Origin of the sequence: Paraconexibacter algicola, assembly GCF_003044185.1 — a bacterium.
Lineage (GTDB): Bacteria > Actinomycetota > Thermoleophilia > Solirubrobacterales > Solirubrobacteraceae > Paraconexibacter > Paraconexibacter algicola.
Window position 1 is genome coordinate 163,199 of sequence record NZ_PYYB01000001.1, and the last position, 16,210, is coordinate 179,408.

Here is a 16,210-nt window from a genome sequence, read left to right on the forward strand (position 1 = left end):
GGTCGGACGGGCAGAGCCGCTCGGGGTTCTCACGCGCGCGGTCTAGCGTGCGGTCACCGATGCCTGCGCCCGTCCTCACCGCCTCCGCGAAGATCATGTGCCCGCACGGCGGGCAGGTGACGCTCATCCCCAAGCAGATGAAGGTGCTCGCCAACGGCAGCCCGGTCCTGTGCCTGGGTGACGTCGCCGGCTCGCCGATCGTCGGCTGCACGCTGCCGCCGACCCCGGCGACCGTGCCGTGCACCGTCGTGGCGACCGAGATCCCCGTCCCGAAGGTCGGGATGAACCCGCAGGTGATGGTCAACGGCAAGCCCGTCCTGCTCCAGGGACTGCAGGGCCTGACGAACTCGGTGCCGCCCGGCCCGTTCATCGTCGCGTTCCCCGGCCAGACGAAGGTCATGGCATGAGTGCCCTGGACCGCTACGACGTCCTGCGCGAGCTCGGCCGCGGCGGCATGGCGATCGTGCACCTCGCGCGCCAGCGCGACCTCGGCCGGCTGCTCGCGCTGAAGGAGCTCGGCGGCTTCAGCGTCGGCGACCCCGCGGTGGCCGAGCGGTTCCTGCGCGAGTCCCGCGTCGCGTCGTCGCTCAGCCACCCGAACATCGTCGCCGTCTACGACTACTTCGACGAGGACGGCACCCCGTTCATGGCGATGGAGCTCGTCGAGGGCGGCTCGCTGCGCCCGCTCGTCGGGACGCTGTCGCTGCCGCAGACCACCGGGGTGCTCGAGGCGCTGCTCTCCGCGATCGGCCTCGCGGGCCAGCAGGGGATCGTCCACCGCGACCTCAAGCCCGAGAACGTGCTCGTCAGCGCCGACGGGCACGTGAAGGTCGCGGACTTCGGCATCGCGAAGGCCGGGGAGGCCGCGCAGGGCGGCGCGAACCTCACCTCGCAGGGGATGACGGTCGGCACGCCCGCCTACATGTCGCCCGAGCAGGCGATGGCCTCCGACGACCTGACGCCCGCCTCCGACCTGTACGCGATCGGCTGCATCGCGTTCGAGCTGCTGACCGGTCAGACGCCGTTCACCGACCCGTCGCCGATGAAGCTCCTGCTCAAGCACGTGCAGGAGGAGGTCCCCGACGTCCGCTCGGTCGACCCGATGATCCCCGAGCCGATCGCCGCCTGGGTCGCGGCGATGTGCGCGAAGGACCCGGACGACCGGCCCGCCGACGCGGCCGCCGCCTGGTCGACGTTCGAGGACGCGGTGCTCGAGTTCGTCGGCCCGACCTGGCGGCGCGACGCGCGGCTGGAGCCCGCCAGCACGATCGAGATCGGCGAGCTGCCGCCGCAGACCGACACGCCGCTGCGCCCGCCGACCATGGGCGGCGCCGGGACCACGCCGCCGCCGGGCGCCACCGGCTTCCAGACCTACCACGCGCCCGCCGCGCTGCACGAGGTGCTCGGCGAGACCGGGGAGCGGCCGTCGGGCACGCCGACCGCGACGCCCCCGCCGACCCCCGCGGCCGCGACGCCGGCCCCCACGCCCGTGCCCCGGCCCGCGGTGCGGACGCCCGCGCCCGTCCCCGCGGTCACCGGCGGGCAGATCCCCGCGGTGACCCGCACCGTCACCGGGGTCGAGGAGGAGGGCCGCGGCCCGCTCGTCCCGGCGCTGCTCGCCGGGGTCGTCGCCCTGGCCGCCGGGGCGGGGCTCGCGCTGGCCGCCGGGGGCGGCTCGGACCTCGCGACCGCGGCCGGTCCCGGTGTCACGCTCCAGGCCCCGGCCGGCTGGGAGACCGCCGACCCGCGCGCGGTCGCGGGCCTCGGCCCGGACGCGGTGGCGCTCGCGCCCGCGGGCGCCGGCGCGGGCGAGCTCGTGGCCGTGGGCCGCGTCCAGCGCACGCGCGCCGACCTGCTGCCCGACGCGATGAGCCCGGGGGCCGGCGGCCCCGCCCGGGCGACGCTCGCCGCCGGCGACGCGGTCCTGCACCGCGGCGCGAAGGCGGGCGGGGCGACCGCGGACGTCTACGCGCTGCCGACCGCCGACGGCGTCGTGGTGGTCGCGTGCACGCTGGCCGACCGCGCGGCGTGCGCGGAGGTCGCCGGCTCCGTGCAGGTCGACGGGGACGTACAGGAGCTCGGGCCGACCGAGGCCGGGGCGCAGGCGCTCGGCCAGGCGCTGCAGCGGCTCTCGTCCGCGATCGAGAACCCGCAGCAGGACCTCGCCGCGGCACGCTCGCGCGGCGCGCAGGCGACCGCCGCACGCGACCTCGGCCGCGCCTACACGTCCGCCGCCGGCGACATCGGCGACACCGAGGTCGGAGCGCTGGCGGCCGCGCCGCTGCGCGACCTCGAGCGCGCGCTGGAGCGGACCGGCAGCGCCTGGTCCGCGTACGGCTCGGCCGCGCAGTCCGGCGACGCCGCCGCGGTCGAGCAGGCGCGCGGCCGGATCGCCGGCGCGCGCGACGCGGTGAAGGCCGCGCGGGCCGCCCTGGGCCGCGCCGGATACGGAGGGAAGAGCTGATGCGCAGTACCGTCGTCGTGGTCGCCGTCACCGTCGTCGTGGGCGCGGGAGCCGGCTTCGGGCTCGGCTCCGCCCTCGGGGGCGGCGGGGACGAGCTGACCCCCGCCACGCCCGCCTCCGCGTCGCGGATCGCGGTCGACGCCGCGCCCGCCGGGCCGGCAGCGCCCGCGCTCGCCGCCGCGCAGAGCAGCGGCGGCGGCTCGTCGTCCTCGTCGGGCGGCTCGTCCTCGGGCGGGTCCTCCTCCGGTGGTGGCTCCTCGTCCGGCGGCTCCTCGTCGGGCGGCTCGTCGTCCGGTGGGTCCTCGGGTGGCTCGTCGTCCGGTGGGTCCTCGTCGGGCGGCTCGTCCTCGGGCGGCGGCTCGTCGTCCGGCGGCAGCTCCGGGGGCTCCTCGGGCGGGTCCTCCGGCGGCGGCTCGGGCGGCGGCTCGGGCGGCGGCGGCGTGGTCATCGACGAGTTCTGAGCACGCGGCGGGTCCAGCCCGCCGCCATCCACGACGCCCGCGGCGCCGTCGCAGCGTCCGGCCCGGGCCGTCGGCGGACACGTGGTTCCACCGCGGGCCCCGACCGGCACCCGACCTCCCGGCCCGGCACCGCTCGCGCCGACCGGCGCCCGGGCCGCCGACCGGCACGCCACGCCAGCCGGCGCCCGGCCCGGGGACCGGCGCCCGACCGCGGCCGCAGCCCGGGCCGAGGGACCGGCGCCCGGGTCACCGCCCGGGCGCGCGGCTCACTTCGGCCGGTAGGTCGGTGCGCGGGCGTCGTCGGCGACGCGCGCGGTCTCGCGCGGCGACCCGGGCGCGAAGCGCAGCACGGTCCCGCGTTCCTGCGTGCAGCCGCTGTCGGCCTGCACGATCGCGAGCTCCCCGCCGTCCGGGCGCCACGCGACCTCGCAGGCGCGCACGTCCAGCGGCTGGGGGTCGACGAGCTCGAGATCCCCCGCGTCGGCGAGGACCACCTCGAACGCCGACGACTCGACGTTCGTGATCGCCGCGATCCGCTCCCCGTCGGGGGAGAACGCGACGCTGCGCACGCCCTTGCCGGGCACCGTGATGTCGCCCGCGGTCCGGCCGGACCAGTCGTCCGGGTCGGTCGAGAACGGCTCGTCGGTCTGGTACGCGCGGACGCTGATCACGCGGGTGTCGCTCTGGCGCACCGCCCCGACGACGAGCACGCGACCGTCGGGGCGCCACGCGGGCCGGCCCGTCAGGTTCCAGCCGTCGTCGGGCAGGCAGCGCGGGGTCAGGCGGCGCCCGGCGAGGCTGCCGAAGCAGAGGTCGCCGTCCTCCTCCTCCACCCGCAGCATCGCCACGCTGCTGCCGCGCGGGGCGACGACCGCGTCGCGCAGGCTGTCGGACCCGCTGTAGACGGTGCGCGACTCGCCGCCCGAGCCGCTCGGGCCGAGCACGAGCCGCTGCCCGTCGCGGTACAGGACGTTCTTGCCCGACGGCGCCCACGACGGCTCGACCGCCGTCCCCTCCCCTGCCGGCAGGCGGCCGAGCTCCTTGCCGCCGATCGGGTCGAGGAACGTGACCAGCCCGTCGGTCTCGACCGCGATCGTCGGGCTGCCGTCGGAGACCTCCAGGCGGACCGTCGAGCCCTCCTTGGTGCTGGAGCCCGGCTCCGGCGTCACGCTGATCAGCGCACCGGCGGGCACGCTCGCGGTGACCGACACGCGCCGCACCTTCAGCCCCGCCTCCTCGAGCGCCGAGGCGTAGTCGTCGACGCTCTTGCCGGCGATCGCGGGGACCACGACGGTCTTGCGGGTCGTCGTCGTCTTCTTCTCCCCGTCGGAGGACGAGGACGCCTTCTTCTTCGTCTTCGGCGCCTTGAGGAAGACCATCACCGGCGTGCCGCGCGAGACGGGCAGGTCGGCGCGCGGGATCTGCCGGTCGACGATCCACGTCAGCGGTGAGCGTGGCGGCTCGGCCACCCCGAGCGTGAGCCCGGCGGCCCGCAGGCGCTCGTCGGCGCGGGTGCGGGTCAGGCCCGCCAGGCGCGGGGTGCGGACCTGCGGCGTGCCCGCCGCGACCTGCAGCGTGACGCTGGAGCCGCGCTCGATCTCCGCGCCGGGCTCGGGGCTCTGGCCGATGATGCTGCCGGGCGGGGCGTCCTGGTCGACGCGCTGCTGCACCGGCTGGGCGAGCACGAGGCCGGCGGCGCGCAGCTGCTTGTCGGCGGTGAACGTGTCCCGTGCGCCGACGACGCGCGGGACGGTGACCTCGTCCGGCAGCCGGGTGTAGACGACGTAGGCGGCGACCGCGATCAGGGCGAGCAGCCCGACGAGCCACAGCGGCACCAGCGGCCGCTGCCGGTAGACGACGACGCGGCCCGCCAGCGCCGCCGGGCTGTCCTCCGCGCGCAGGCGGGCGAGCGTGCCGAGGTCGAGCTTGAGCTTCGGGGTCTTCGGGCGGCGCAGCGGCGACCGCGGCGCCTTGACGGCGACGCCCTTGTCGCTCGCGTCGACCGAGCCGGTCTTCGCGGCCTCCAGCAGCGACGAGCGGGCCTGGGCGAGCCGGCCCTCCTCGTCCTGCGGCTCCTCGGGCGGGGCGGGCAGCGCTTCGATCCCCAGGCGGTGCGTGAGCCGCGGGCCGACCGGCAGCGGGATCCGCGGGCGCGCCGTGAGCTTCACGAGGCGGATCTCCCCCGCCAGCAGCTGCACGCGGTCGGCGTCGAAGCTCGTGCGGACGCGCCCGGCCTCGTCGGTGGCGACGAGCCACAGGTCGATCGGCGCGTTGCCCTCGTTGCGGACCGCGACGCGGTACTGCGCCTTGAGGCGGCCGGTCGCCAGCTCGGGGGCGACCTCGGTCGTCCAGGCGGTGAACGGCCGGATCTCCAGCTGCGCGACGGCGCGCGCGGCGACCTGGCCGGTGGCGCGCGAGAAGGCGAGGATCTCGAACGTCCAGATGCCGGCGGTCGCCTCGGGGCTGCGCGGCGGCGTGATGTCGATCCGGATCGTCTGCTCGCTGTCGTTGCCCGAGCCGACCGGCACGAGGAAGACCTCGGCGGGCGCGACGTTCACCCAGCCCTCGGGGAAGCTGACGACCTGGATCGCGTAGTTGTCGACGATGCGGCTCTCGTTGCGGATCCGCAGGTCGAAGGAGACGGGCAGGCCGGCGTCGCAGGCGGGGACGCCGGCGGCGCCGAGCTCGGTCTGGGCCTCGAGGACCAGCGACGCGTCCCCGGTGACGACGGGCGGGGCGGGCGCGGGGGGCGGGGCGACCGCCTCGACGGGGAGCGTCGCAGCGGCGACGGCCTCTTCGGGCGCGGGGATCGCGGCGGCCGGGACCGCCGGGTCGTCGTCTGCCCCGGGCGCGTCCGGGGCGGGCGGCGGCGCGTCCTGCGTGGGCGCGGCGGCGAGCGGGTCCGCCTCGACCGCGCCCTCCGTCGCGGGCGGTGCGTCCGCGACGAGCGTGTCCTCCCCGGCGCCGGCCTCCGCTGCCGGGGCGTCCGGCACGGCCGCGGGCGCCCCGGGCGTCTCCGTGGTCGCGGCCGCGTCCTCGCCGGTGGTGTCCGCCGCGACGGCCCCGACGGCCCCGACGGCGGGCAGGTACCCGGTCGGCGCCCAGCTGAGGTACTCCCCGCAGAACTCGCAGAAGTCCCGTCCCGGAGCGTTGTCCTTCCCGCAGCTGCCGCAGCGAACGCCCGAGGTCACGCGGGCGGCTCCGGGGTGTCGTCCTGCGTCGGGAGCGGGGTCGGGGTCGCGGCGGGCATGTCGACCGTGGTGGCGCTGCCCTTCTTCACGCGCAGTCGCGGGCGGGCGTGCGCGGGCTTCCAGCGCTCGATGCACTGCGCGATCGCCTGCTGCATCGCGGGCTCCAGCGGCCGGTCGGAGTACACGTCGAACGCCGCCGCCTTCGCCTTCGGCGGATCGCCCGCCTCCTCGCCGATCAGCACGCTGCCGTGGTCCTCGATGCGCAGCGGCACGTCGGGGAAGAACAGGTCGAGCACGAGCCGCAGCCCCTCCGCGGTGCCGCGGAGCCTCGCCAGCTCCCCGGCCCGGTGCAGCGCGGTGCGCCGGCGGCTCGCGGGCAGCGCCTCGACCTCGTCGACCCCGAGCCACGTCGCCAGGCCGGCGAGCGCGTGCGGCGGCGCGAGGTCCGCGTCGAAGTGCGCGGTGAGCGAGTCGAGCGTCGCGACGATCGGGTCGAGGACCTCCTCGAACCCGAGCACGAACCGCATCGTGAACTCGCTCTCGCGGTACAGCTCGGGCAGGCCGTCGCGCAGCCGGCGTCGTCCCGACACGGACGGCGGCGCCGCCTCCGGGCTGCCGGTGGGCGCGGCTGCGCGCTCCTCGCGGACGGGGACGAGCGTCATCACGTCCCCCGGATCGTGGCCTTGACGACGTGCCGGCCCGAGGCGATGACCTCGTCGGGCTGCAGCACCACGTGGGTGCCGGCCGGCTCGGGCGCCTGCTTGCCGGTCCGCAGGTCCGCCTCGTAGACGCGCAGCAGCCGGACGTACTCGACGCCCGGAACCGCGTGCACGACCCCGTAGAGCTCGCCCTGGTTGAGCGTGCGGCCGAACTCCCAGCCCGTGCCGATCTCGCCCGGGGTGCCGCCGACGAGCGGGTTGAGGAACGTGTAGAGCGCCTGCTCGGTCTCCTCGCGGATGCGCTCGGTGTCGGCGAGTGGCTCGGTCTGCACGTCGACGACGATGCTGACGGCGCGCAGCCGGACCGGCGCGACGTGCACGGTGGCGCCGAGCAGCCGGCGCTGGTCGAGGTGCGCGGCGACCTCCTCGAGCAGGTCGCGCGGCGGCTGCAGCTCCTCGAACGTGAGCGGGCGGTCGGCCGGGAAGACGGTCGGCAGCAGCCGCACCGCGATCGCCGAGCCCTCGTCCGGGGGCACGCAGACGACGCGCGCCACGCGTGGGGACGCCTCGCGCGTGAGGTGCTCGAAGTCCTCCGCGGTGACCGCGCGGTGGCGGGCGCGCAGCTCCATCGGCCCGCGGGCGCGGACGCTGTCCAGCGGCTCGGCGTCCACGCCGCCCGCGGCCGCCCGCGGGTTGACGACCTCGGCGACGCCCGACGGGCCGTTCTTCAGCACCGAGAGCGCGCCGGCCGTCACGTTGCCCTCGCGGCCGCCGCCGTGCCGGTAGGCGCGCATCCGCAGCAGCGCGCCCTTCTCCGGGACCGCACCGTGGCGGCGCCAGCTGCCGTCGGGCTGGCGCAGCGCGGGCCCGAGCTCGACGGTCCCGGTCGCCGGGTCGCAGACGTACACGTGGTCGTCCGGGCCCGCGTCGGCGAAGCTCTCGACCGGCTGCCACGGCTGCCAGCGACCGCCCGAGACGCGCACCTCGAGGACCTCGTCGCCGCGCGGCGCGAGGATCGGGGCGGAGCGCAGCTCGAACGTCTGGCCGGCGGTGCCGTCGCTCTCCCCCAGCGGCTCCTCCTCGACGCGCGTGGCGTGCTCGGCCGGGACGGTCGCGCCGATCACGGTCGCGCCGACGCCGAGCAGCCGGGGGGGCTCCTGGTAGGCGCCGCCGCCCTCGAACGGGTCGAGCAGCCGGCAGCGGATCCAGTGCAGCCGCTCGCCGCCGAACGAGGCCCGGGTGCTCTCCGGCGGCAGCGCCAGCACGATGCGACCGGAGCCGAAGTTGAAGCCGCCGGTCGTGTCGAGCAGGACCTCGCAGGGCTCCCAGCGGTCGTCTGCGGCGATGACCTCCCAGCGCAGCGGCGGACGGTCGGGGTCGACGCCCGCGCCGCGCGCGGACTCCGCCTCGACGTCGAGCTCGAGCACGAGGCCGTCGAGGGCGGGCTCGAAGCCGAGCAGGACCGCGTCGCCGGGCTGCGGCGGGGTGGCGAAGGCCGCCTGGTCCGGTCCGACCGGCCGGGCGATGCCGTCGGCCAGCGGCACGACGCGCACCTCGCCGGAGCGGGTGAGCACGCACGCGGACGCCTGCAGCGGCTCGATCACGCGGCCCTGGGAGACCTGGAAGACGACCTCGGGCGCCCCGTACGCGGGCACGTTGGCGACCTCGGTCTCCCCCGCGCGGATCTCGATCGGCTCGTCCGGCGGCGCCGACAGCAGGATCCGCACGTCGGTGCGCGCGGGCGCCGGCGGGCGCAGGCGGACGCCGAGCAGGTCGAGCAGCTGCACGTGGACCTTGTCCGGCACCCGGTTGAGCCGGTAGATCGTCATCTCCGTCATCCACGCGAACAGCTCGATGAGCGTGATCCCCGGGTCGGAGACGTTGTGCTCGGTCCACTCCGGGCAGACGCGCGCGATGCGCGTGCGCGCCTCGGAGACGAGCTCCTGGAAGCGGCGGTCGTCGAGCTCGATCTCGGGCAGTCTCACGCGGGGTCCTCGGCGGGGATCAGGTAGAAGGGGTGGACGAGGTTGCGGATGCTCCCGGTCTCCCGGAGGCGGTAGGTCAGCTCGACGTGCAGCTCGCCCTCGTCGGCGCGCGCGAGGTCGAAGTCGACGGCCTCGACGTCGATGCGGGGCTCCCAGCGGTCGAGCGCCTCGCGGACGGCGCCCTCGACGCGGCCCAGCGTCTCGGGGTCGAGCTGGTCGAAGACGTGGTCGTGGACCCGGCAGCCGAACTCGGGGCGCATCGGCCGCTCGCCGGGCGCGGTCGCGAGGATGATCCCGATCGCCTGCGCGACGTCCTCGTCGCCGCGCGCGAGCGCGAGCGCCCCGCGCTGGTCGACGCCGAGCGGGAACGCGATCCCGTTGCCGAGCAGGCCGCTCATCCGAGCATCACCGTCGCCCCGGAGATCTTCGCCATCGCGGTCGCGTTGATCTCGACGATCGCGCCCTTGAGCTTGAGCGGCCCGTTGGCCTCGATGCTCAGCTGCGCGGTGCTGCTGATCTTCACGGCGCTGACGCCGCTGATGGCGATCTGGCCCTTCGCGTCGACCTTCACGTCGGAGGCGGATGCCTCGATCGCGATGGCGGCGGTCTCGGACTTCAGCGTCATCGCCTTGTTGGCGGTGAGCTCCAGCGGTCCCTGTGCGGCCTTCACGGTCATCCCCTTGTCGGTGGCGACGAGCGCCTTGCCCTTGAACGCGGCGTCGAGGTCCTTGTCCTGCCGGATCCCGATCGCGGTTGCGGGGTCGACCATCGCCGCGTCGGGCTTGTCCTTGCCGTTGTGCAGGACGCCCAGGACGAAGCAGCGCTCGATGTCGCCGTGCTCGAAGCCGAGGACGACCTCGTCGTCGACCATCAGCTGCTGGTAGGTGCCGCGGTTGGCCCCGGCGGAGCCGAGCGCGACGCGCGCCCAGTCGGTCTCGAGGCCCTCCAGGACGGGGATCTTGACCTTCACGCGCCCGAGCTTCTTCGGGTCCTTCGTGTTGGTGACGACGCCGACGACGAGCTGGTCGGTGGCGCGGCGGGCGGGCGCGGACCCGAGGTCCTGCAGCAGGCTGCTCTCGCCGCCGCCCAGGCGCAGCCGCGTGACGTACCCGCCGGCGGCGTGGAAGACGTGCGTGGCGCCGACGATGACGTGCTTGCCGCCGAAGCGCTTGCCGACCCCGGTGACGTTCGCGGTGGCGCCGGGCCGCAGCCGCGGGTCGCCGTGGGCGACGGCCTCGGCCTCGAGGAAGTGGCGGGCGACCTCCGCGGCGGCGGCCTTCGCGAGCGGCTCGGTCGTCTTCGTGCCCTCGCCGGGCCGCATGGCGTACGTGACGCGCCCGGTCGCGGCGGGACGCTTGAGGGCGGGCGCGGTCTTCGGGACCGGCGCCTTGGCGACGGTCTCGCGCTTCTGCTCGGGATCCCACTGGGTGACGACGACCTCCTTGCGCTGGCCGGCCCCGGAGGCCCGGGGGCGGAAGCGCAGCAGGCCCTGCCCCCAGGCGAGCTCGATCTCGCGGGCGCCGCGGGCGGCGGCCCCGACCTCCACGACGGTGAGCGTGCCGAGGTCGGACTGCAGGCGCCCGCCCGCGTCGCGCAGCAGGCGGGTGAGGAACCGCCAGTCGCTCTCGGCGACCTGGTCGATCGTCTCGAGCTTGGCGGGGGCGACGACCGTGTCGATCGACCCCACCCTGAGGCCGTGCTCGGCGGCGATCTTCTGCAGCGCGTCGCGGGCGCTCGCCTGCTTGAAGGTGCGCGACGCCACCGTGTTGTGCATCCGGTGGGTGGCGTCGAACGCGACGAGGTCGATGGTCGTGCCGAGCTCGCCGCCGAACTCGACCTCGACGGCGGCGACCTCGCCGACGAACACGGTCGCGGCGGTGCGCTGGAGGGCGGCGCCGAGCTTGATCTCGAGCTTCGCGCCGATCACGAACGCGCGATGGTCGACGAGCTCGTGGCGGTGGTCGTTGAAGCGCAGGGTCGCGCGGTCGGGCAGGCCGGTGGCGAGGTCGATCTCGGCGTGCGCGAGCTGCGCGGCGATCAGCGGGTCGAGCGGGCTGCCGCCGAGCTTGACGTCGATGCCGGGGGCCAGGACGGCGGAGTCGGCGGGGCTCATGCGTCGATGGCGGGGACCGTCAGCCGGCTCCCGGGTCGCAGGTTCATGGGGTCGTCGATGCCGTTGGCGTGGGCGATCTCGCGCCAGCGGGTGGCGTCCCCGTACATCGCGTAGGCGACGGAGGGGAGCGAGTCGCCGAGCGTGACGACGTGCACGGTGCGCATCGCGTCGGCCCGGGTGGTCGGGTTCTGCGCCTTCGGCGTGCTGGAGCTGGACCGCGAGTCGGCGGGGGCGACCTGCAGCAGCGACAGGCGCACCCAGGCCCGGACGGGCTCGCCGTCGGGCCGGAACAGGACGTACTGGACCTCGAGCCGGGTCGGGACGGCCTTGAAGGTCTCGACCGCGCCCCAGCGGAACGTGACGGTGGGGGGCGTGTGCCCGGCGACGGCGCCGCCGCCCTTCGGGGGCACGACCTCCATCATCTTGAAGAGGCGGTCGGTGATCGGCCGCACGCTCGTCTTCGCCGGTCGCGAGAGGGTGACGTCGAGCAGCAGCTCGAGGTGCAGCTCCCGCGGGTGACCACCGGCGAACTGGGTGCGCGCGAGGCTCGTGCCCGGGACCGGGGTGACGTGGTACGCGTTGGTCTTGGAGATCGCGTACTGCGCCGGGTTGAAGAGGACGTCGATCTTCTGCTGGCCCTCGATCTCCAGCGACGCCCGCTGGACCGTGGTCGGCTTCGGCTGGGCGGGCTTCGCCATCGCGGCGGGGCGCGCGGGCGCGCCGCCCGGGCGGCCGGTCGCCGCGGGCTCGACCGCGCGCGGGCCGGCGGGCACGAGCTGGCCGCCCGCGGCACCGGTCGCGCCGCCGGCTGCACCGCCCGCGGCGGCACCGGCGGCCGCACCGCTGGCGCCACCGGCGGCGGCGGCGCGCGTGGCGGTGGGCGCCGGGCGGGCACCTCCGCCCGCGGCGGCGCCGGGGGCCGCCGCCTGCCCGGGCTTCTTCGCGGCAGGGTCGGCCGGGGGACCGGAGGTCGTGTCGGCGGCGCCGCCTGCGGGTCCGGCGGGGGCCTGCCCCGACGGCTTCCCGGCCGCGCCCGCACCGCCGCCGCCGGCCGGCTGTGCCGCCGCCTGGCCGGGCTTCTTCTGCGCGGGGTCGGCGGGGGGACCGGAGGACGTGTCCTGCGCGGGGGCGCCCGGTGCGCCACCGGCGGCGGGCGCGCCGCCCGCGGCCCCGCCGGGCGCGGCGGCGCCGCCCTTCGCGGCACCGGCACCACCGGCCGCGGCACCGCCGCCACCTGCTGCGCCCGCGCCCGCGGCACCACCACCGGCAGCGCCCGCGGGGCCGCCACCGGGAGCACCTGCGGCACCCCCACCGGGAGCGCCCGCGGCGCCGGCGCCCGGAGCACCTGCCCCGCCGGCCGGAGCACCCGGAGCGCCCGGAGCCCCGGGTGCACCCGGCGCCGCCGGGGTCCCGGCGGCCGCGGCGCGGTCGGCCGCCGCGTTGGCGGCGGCGACGGCCTGCGGGTCGACGCCGGCGGCGGACGACGCGGCCGAGCGCGCGGTGCCGCCACCGGCAGCCGTGCTCGCGGCGGACGATGCGGCTGCCGCGGTCTGGGCGTCGGCGCCTGCCGCGGACGCGGCCGCACCGGCCGCCCCGCCGGCCGAGCCGCGTGCGGCGGCCTCGGTCGCGGCCTTCGGGTCGCGGATGACCGCGTCGGCGGTCGGCGGGGTGACGCCGGGCGGCGGCTTGGGCGTGCCACTCCCGGTCGACGCGTCGGCGGGCGGCGCGGGCTTCGCGCCGTCCCGGTCCTGGGGCTCCTCCTCCGGGGTCTTCGCGTCGTCGGTCATGTCGGGAGCTCCGTCAGGCCACCGTGGGCGATCTCGACGACCTCGGCGCCGACGCGACCGCTGCCGGCGTCGAACGTCGGGCCGACCCAGCGGACGGGGAAGGCGTCGGCGAAGGACCACCTACGCACGACCTGGCCGTCCGCCGAGAGGGTGAGCGTGACCTCCTGGCGCGTCGCGCCCAGGCGCGTCTCGCGGAACCAGCTGGACAGCGCGGGGGTCATCATCCCGCCGGAGAGCACGAGGTTCGGGTAGCTCACCGCGCCGGGGAGCCGGTGCACGAGGTCGTTGTTGCCGCCCTCGCGGTACTCGAAGACCTGCACGGTCGCCTCCAGGCCCTGGACGCTCGCGAAGTTGCCGAGCGTCCGGCCCACGACCTCGAGGACGAACGTGTAGCGCTGGTCGGTGTCGATGGTCGGCGGGGTCATGGGCGCAGCGGGTCGTCGGGGCCGATGCCGAGCCGGTCGCGGTCGTCGCGGACCGTGCGGCGCAGTCGGGCGAGCAGGTCGTCGTAGGCGAGCTCGGAACGCAGACCGGACGGCGCGCCGGCCGTGGTCGCGCCGCCGCGCGCCGTGGCGCCCGCGGCGATGTCGGCGGTGCCGCCGGCCGCCGGCGCGAGCGCCGGGGCCGTCGGGGCGGTCGGTGTCGGCGCGGTGCCGTCGCCGTCGGCGCCGGCGTCCGCGCCGGCACCGGCGGGCCCTGAGGGTCCGCCGCCGGACGGCATGTCCGGCCCGCTGCTGCCGGGCCCGCCGCCGGACGCGTGACCGGTGGGCGGCTGGCCCGCGGGCGGGCCGGAGCGCCCGGCCGCGACCGGCGTGGACGGGCGTGCGCCAGGGCTGGCCGCGGCGGGCGGGGACGGCGCGGCGACCCGGGGCGTCGCGACGGGCCGCCGCGCGGCGCTGGGGACCGGCGGGGCGAGCGGTGCGGGCGCGGGCTCCGGGGCGGGCGCGTCGGCGAGGCGGACCGCGACCTGCCGGGCCTGCTCGGCCCAGACCGGGGTCGACGGGACCCGGTCGGCGTCGCCCTGCGCGAGCTCGACCGCGGCGGGGGCGACCTCCAGCAGCGCGGTCGGCGCGGCGGCGGGCGCGGCCACCGGCCGCACGGTGGCCCGCGCGGCGGGGCCTGCGGCCGGGGTCGGGCGCGGGATGGCGCCGAGCGTTACGGGGACGACGGCGCGGGCGGGCGCGGCCGCGGCGGGCCGGGCGGGCGCCGGACGGGCGCTCGGGCGCAGCAGGCGGCCGAGCCGCGCGAACGCGCCGGCGCGGCGGGGGGCCTCCTCGGACCCGGGGCCGGCGGGCGTCGCCGCGGGCGGCTCCGGGCGGCGCAGGACGGCGCGGACCGGTCGGCGCTCGGGCGCACGGAGGACCGGGCGCTGCAGGCCGCGGACGGCATCGTCGAAGCGGGGCGCGGCGATCGTGGGCCCGTCGGGTGCGGGCGTGGCGGCGACGTCGGTCGCCGCGTCCGCGGACGTCGCGGCCTCGGCGGCGACGGGGGCGGCGGGCGCGACGGCGGAGGAGAAGGACGGTGGACCGGGCGGGGTGAGCGAGATGCCCGTCGGCCGGTCGACCATCGACGCGGGCCGGCGGTCGCCGAGGTCGGCGTCGGGCTCGACGGGCGCCGGAGCCGGCGCGGGGCCCGCAGGGTCGATCGCCGGCGCCGGTGCGGCGGCGTCCTGCAGCAGGGCGGGGACCGCCGCGGTGTCGGCCGGCGCGGCGGCGGTGGGCGGCGCGTCCTCGAGGACCGCCGGTGCAAGCTCGGTGACCGGGGTCGCGGAGCGCTCTGGCAGGACCGCGCCGGCCGGCGGGGCGGGCACCGGCATGTCCGCCGCGGGCGTCGCCGGCGCAGCCGCGACGACGGCGGGAGGCGCGGGGCGAGCGGCGTCGGACACGGCGCCGCCGGACCGGGCCGGGGCCACCGGGCGCGATGCGGCGTCGGGCGCGGTGGCCTCGGCGCGGCCCGCGCGGGCCGGAACGGCCGGGCGCGGGGCGTCGGGGGCCACCGGGGCCGGCGTGACCGCCCCGGTGGCCTCCGGGCGGGGGCCGCGCGGGGCAGCGACCGGCTCGTCCGCGGGGGCGGGACGGTCCGTCGCGGTCGGCGGTGGCGCGGCCTCGGTGGCCGTCGGGTGGCCGGGGACCTCGGGACGCTGCGGGTCGGCGGCCGCCTGCTCGACGAGCGGCGGGGCCGGGGCGTCGGCGGTCGCCGGGTCCGGCGTCGCGGCGACGGTCGGTCCCGCGGCGGGCGGGTCGGGCTCGTCGTCGGAGCCACGGTCGGACCGGTCGGTCGCCTCGGGCGCCACGGGATCGGGCGCAGCAGCCGCAGGCTGGGGCGCCGCCGCAGGCTGGGGCGCCGCCGCAGGCTCGGGCGCCGCCACGGGCTCGGACGCCGCCACGGGCTCGGACGCCCCCGCAGGCTCGGGCGCCGCCGCAGGCTCGGGCGCCGCCACGGGCTCGGACGCCGCCACGGGCTCGGGCGTCGGGCTGCCGGGCTCGATGATGCGCGCGCGACGGGCCCGCTCGGGGCGCTTGGCGTACACGTCGGTGGCGTTCGGGTCGATCGGCAGCTCCCAGGCGATCGGGCCGTAGTCCTCGGCCAGGAGCGCGCGCCAGATGTTCTCGTTGATGTGCGGCGGCGGCGGCATGATCGTGCCGCGGCTCGTGTCGACCGACGCCTCCGCGGGCGCGGGCGCCGGAGCGGCCGGGGCCGCGGCCGTCGCCGCAGCGGCGGCGGGCACCGCCGGAGCCGGCGGGCTCGGCTCCGGCGCGGGAGGCTCGGGCGGCGCGGTCGCCGCCGCCGGGGCAGGGGCGGCGGGCCGTGGCGCGGCCGGGCGCGGCGGGGTCGCCCGCGTCGAGGACAGGCGCGAGGGGCGGCGCGGAGCGGGCGCCTCGGCAGCCGCGGCCGGGACCGGCGCGACCGGGACCGGCGGTGCCGCCGCCGGGGCGGGCGCCGCAGCGGCCGCCGGCGCGACCGCCGGGGCGGCCTCGTCGGGGATCGGGGCGAAGGCCCAGGCGGGCACGCCCGGGTCGGCGGTGGCGATCAGCCCCTCCGGCTCCGGGGCGACGACCTCGGGCACGGGGACGCCGTCGGCGTCGACCCACCCCTCGTCGATCGTCCACGCCGCCGGGACCGGTGCCGCAGCGGCGACCGGGGGCGCGGGCACCGCGGGGACCGGCGCGGGAGCGGGGACCGGCGCGGGGACGGGCTCGGGCGGCAGCGCGGCCGCGAGCACGGTCGGGGGCAGCACGGGTGCCGCCAGCCGCAGCACCGACGACGCGCGCCCGGCCGTGCGCCGCAGCGCGATGTGGCCGCCGGCCATGCGGGCCTCGGCGGCGTCGGCGCGCGCGGCGAGCCGCGCCACCGCGCTCGGCGCGGGACGCAGCCCGATCGGCACGCGCGGGCGGGATCCGGGGGGCGGCGTGCTCATCGTGCTCCCGTGTCGTGCGACCCGCCCGCGCGGGCGTGCGCCGCGAACGCGCGGCGGTCGCGGTGCTCGAGGTCGAGGATGGCGTCCAGCGACCAGCCGAACGCCTGGGCGATCACGGCCGTCTCAGCCATC

Annotated in this window: 12 protein-coding genes; 3 read left to right on the top strand and 9 right to left on the bottom strand. The window is 78.2% G+C overall.

Translation table 11 applies throughout. The features are described 5' to 3' along the window. Nucleotides 1-59 precede the first annotated feature (59 nt). Genes C7Y72_RS00780 through C7Y72_RS23670 form a run of 3 tightly spaced genes read left to right on the top strand, consistent with a single transcriptional unit; the run spans nucleotide 60 to nucleotide 2,925 of the window. Nucleotides 60-407 (top strand): hypothetical protein, encoded by a 348-nt coding sequence (locus tag C7Y72_RS00780; RefSeq protein ID WP_107566721.1) that lies wholly within the window; start codon nucleotides 60-62, stop codon nucleotides 405-407. Beyond that, nucleotides 404-2,464: a serine/threonine-protein kinase gene (locus C7Y72_RS00785; protein ID WP_107566722.1), complete on the top strand. Its 2,061-nt coding sequence runs from the start codon at nucleotides 404-406 to the stop codon at nucleotides 2,462-2,464. Before C7Y72_RS00780 ends, C7Y72_RS00785 begins: the two co-directional genes overlap by 4 nt. Then, on the top strand, nucleotides 2,464-2,925 hold the full coding sequence (locus C7Y72_RS23670; RefSeq protein ID WP_199223818.1) for a hypothetical protein: 462 nt from the start codon (nucleotides 2,464-2,466) through the stop codon (nucleotides 2,923-2,925). The genes C7Y72_RS00785 and C7Y72_RS23670 overlap by 1 nt, the downstream gene beginning before the upstream one ends. A 266-nt stretch (nucleotides 2,926-3,191) precedes the next feature. Here the strand turns inward: C7Y72_RS23670 and C7Y72_RS00795 are convergent, their stop codons facing one another. The 9 genes from C7Y72_RS00795 to C7Y72_RS24100 are packed head-to-tail and all read right to left on the bottom strand — an operon-like array spanning nucleotide 3,192 to nucleotide 16,209. Next, nucleotides 3,192-6,116, bottom strand: a complete 2,925-nt coding sequence (locus tag C7Y72_RS00795; protein ID WP_107566723.1) for a PASTA domain-containing protein — start codon at nucleotides 6,114-6,116, stop codon at nucleotides 3,192-3,194. After that, complete coding sequence (locus C7Y72_RS00800; protein ID WP_146175203.1) at nucleotides 6,113-6,778, bottom strand: phage tail protein; 666 nt, start codon at nucleotides 6,776-6,778, stop codon at nucleotides 6,113-6,115. The genes C7Y72_RS00795 and C7Y72_RS00800 overlap by 4 nt, the downstream gene beginning before the upstream one ends. Continuing rightward, the gene (locus C7Y72_RS00805; protein ID WP_107566725.1) at nucleotides 6,778-8,760 is read right to left on the bottom strand and encodes a putative baseplate assembly protein; all 1,983 of its coding nucleotides are present in this window, start codon (nucleotides 8,758-8,760) and stop codon (nucleotides 6,778-6,780) included. The genes C7Y72_RS00800 and C7Y72_RS00805 overlap by 1 nt, the downstream gene beginning before the upstream one ends. Then, nucleotides 8,757-9,158: a GPW/gp25 family protein gene (locus C7Y72_RS00810; protein WP_107566726.1), complete on the bottom strand. Its 402-nt coding sequence runs from the start codon at nucleotides 9,156-9,158 to the stop codon at nucleotides 8,757-8,759. Before C7Y72_RS00810 ends, C7Y72_RS00805 begins: the two co-directional genes overlap by 4 nt. After that, on the bottom strand, nucleotides 9,155-10,873 hold the full coding sequence (locus C7Y72_RS00815; RefSeq protein WP_107566727.1) for a VgrG-related protein: 1,719 nt from the start codon (nucleotides 10,871-10,873) through the stop codon (nucleotides 9,155-9,157). Before C7Y72_RS00815 ends, C7Y72_RS00810 begins: the two co-directional genes overlap by 4 nt. After that, nucleotides 10,870-12,660, bottom strand: a complete 1,791-nt coding sequence (locus C7Y72_RS00820) for a CIS tube protein (RefSeq protein ID WP_107566728.1) — start codon at nucleotides 12,658-12,660, stop codon at nucleotides 10,870-10,872. Before C7Y72_RS00820 ends, C7Y72_RS00815 begins: the two co-directional genes overlap by 4 nt. After that, complete coding sequence (locus tag C7Y72_RS00825) at nucleotides 12,657-13,085, bottom strand: phage tail protein (protein WP_107566729.1); 429 nt, start codon at nucleotides 13,083-13,085, stop codon at nucleotides 12,657-12,659. Before C7Y72_RS00825 ends, C7Y72_RS00820 begins: the two co-directional genes overlap by 4 nt. Then, nucleotides 13,082-16,078, bottom strand: a complete 2,997-nt coding sequence (locus C7Y72_RS00830) for a hypothetical protein (RefSeq protein ID WP_146175204.1) — start codon at nucleotides 16,076-16,078, stop codon at nucleotides 13,082-13,084. Before C7Y72_RS00830 ends, C7Y72_RS00825 begins: the two co-directional genes overlap by 4 nt. Continuing rightward, complete coding sequence (locus tag C7Y72_RS24100; RefSeq protein ID WP_284690343.1) at nucleotides 16,075-16,209, bottom strand: hypothetical protein; 135 nt, start codon at nucleotides 16,207-16,209, stop codon at nucleotides 16,075-16,077. The genes C7Y72_RS00830 and C7Y72_RS24100 overlap by 4 nt, the downstream gene beginning before the upstream one ends. Nucleotide 16,210: the final 1 nt, after the last annotated feature.